The sequence below is a fragment of the Streptomyces parvus genome (genome assembly GCF_014648875.1).
GTDB lineage: Bacteria > Actinomycetota > Actinomycetes > Streptomycetales > Streptomycetaceae > Streptomyces > Streptomyces parvus.
The window spans coordinates 1-1,322 of sequence record NZ_BMRY01000040.1 but is presented as its reverse complement, the minus strand read 5'-3'; the positions used below and the strand labels follow the sequence as shown (position 1 = coordinate 1,322).

Here is a 1,322-nt window from a genome sequence, read left to right as displayed (position 1 = left end):
GGATGACGAGGAGGAGGACGTGTTGGTGGGGGGTGAGTTGGAAGAGGGTGGCGCGTAGGGGTGTTTCGGTGGCGAGGTCGAAGGGGTGCCGGGCGGCCGTGGTGAGGAGTGTGTCGAGTTCGTTCTCCGTTGTCGGGGTGAGAACGAGTTCGGTCTCGGTGGGGTCGAGGATCACCTGCCGCGGAGAGCCGTCGGCCTCGCTGAAGACGGTGCGCAGGGACTCGTGGCGTTCGGTCACGTCCGTCAGGGCGGCGCGCAGGGCTTCCTGGTCGAGTTCGCCGGTCAGACGCAGGGCGAGTGGAATGTTGTAGGTCGCGCTGGGTCCCTCCATCTGATGGATGAACCACAGCCGTTGCTGTGCGTGGGAGAGCGGAATGACCTCGGGACGCTCCCTGGTCGTGAGCGCCAGTCGCGCCGGGCCCGCGGTGTCCACCAGAGCGGCGACCTCCGCCGGTGACGGCCCCTCGAACAGGGACCGGAGCTCCACCTCCACGCCGAAGGTGGCGCGGATCTGAGCGATGAGGCGGGTGGCCAGGAGCGAGTGCCCGCCCAGCTCGAAGAAGTCGTCGTCCGCTCCCACCCGCGGCAGGCCGAGCACCTGCGCGTACAGGTCGCAGACGATCTGTTCCTGCGGCGTACGCGGATCACGTCCCGCGCCGACAGACATGAACTCCGGTGAGGGGAGCGCCGACCGGTCGAGCTTGCCGTTGGCGGTCAGCGGCAGCCGGTCCAGAGGCACGATCGCACCTGGCCGCATGTACTCGGGGAGATGCTCACGGGTGTGCTCGCGTAGGGCGGACAGCAGAGCTCCCGTACTGCGGTTGGTCGCGGGGTGCGTCGTCCAAGCGGACAGCGCGGTGGCGGCCGAGCCAGGCCCCGAGCGCGCCGGGAGGTACGTCCCGGTCGGCGTGGCGCCCGAGACGCGGTCCCGGGCGACCCACACGACGTCCACCGCGTCGAGGGCGTGGGTGTTCCAGGTGATGGCCGTCCAGTAGCCGTGCTCGTCGCCCAGCCGGTGGAAGGCTTCGAGGTCGGCGAGGTGGCCGGCAGCGTCCGGGGGCGGCGGATTGCCGTCGTCCAAGGCGCGCTGTACGGCGAACTCGTGTGCCAGCCGCGCGTTGGGCACACCGGTGATGCGCAGCTCGTCGGGGCGCCCGTGCAGGAGTCGCTGTTCCAGGGCTTCCAACTGACCGACGGTGTCGTCGTCGGGTGTCCAGGGGTGGGTGGGGGTGTGGGTGAGGGGGTGGGTGGTGGTTCCGGTTTTGTAGAGGGTGGTGTCGTAGCGGTAGCGGGTGAGTTCGTTGTGGTGGGTGCCGCGTTTG

At 69.7% G+C, this 1,322-nt stretch carries 1 protein-coding gene; it reads right to left on the bottom strand.

The window, feature by feature from the left end:
• Nucleotides 1-1,322 (bottom strand): condensation domain-containing protein (locus tag IE140_RS35685; protein ID WP_229827181.1); only part of this gene is annotated, 1,322 nt, incomplete at both ends.